The 574-nt window shown below is 42.2% G+C and carries 1 protein-coding gene; it reads left to right on the plus strand.

Features of this window, described 5'->3' with window-relative positions; translation table 11 throughout:
• Positions 1–574: type IVB secretion system protein IcmH/DotU (icmH, locus tag R7040_RS28600; protein WP_318097907.1), on the plus strand; the 574-nt coding region annotated here is incomplete at both ends.

The following is a 574-nucleotide window of genomic DNA, read 5'->3' on the forward strand; positions in this document are numbered from 1 at the left end:
TGATACCGCACGTTATTGTCTGTGCTGTTCTTTAGACGAAGCAGTATTGAATACCAATTGGGGGAGTCAATCGTTTTGGACACATGATTCTCTGTTGAGCTCTTTTTACGCGAGCAGCCAAGGTGGAGAGGCTTTTTTTAAGCATCTAGATAGCTGTTTGGCTCATCCGGAATCCCACTTAGATTTACTAGAGCTAATGTACGTATGCTTATCTTTGGGTTTTATAGGCCAGTATCGTTTAGAAAAAAATGGGCTTGAAGCTCACCGTAGATTGAGAAAACAAGTTGTATCAGTGCTTAAGTCACATGGTCGCGGAGTACAGCAAGAGCTTAGTAACAAAGTAGAACAACATATATTGGCAGGTGCTCAGGTTTCGGAACGTGCACCTCTGTGGGTGGTTTGTTCGGTAACTTCCGCACTGCTTGTTTGTATTTTTATGTACTTCAGCTACGAGTTGAACAAAGCTTCCAACCAAACTTTTGCTCAATTGGTAAACCTGATTCAACCAACCCCAGCAGTTAGTAATCCTATGGTTGAGTCAAAGTCAGCACCTATTGCCGAAAGAATATCTATG

The sequence above is a fragment of the Vibrio sp. 1069 genome, from assembly GCF_033340555.1.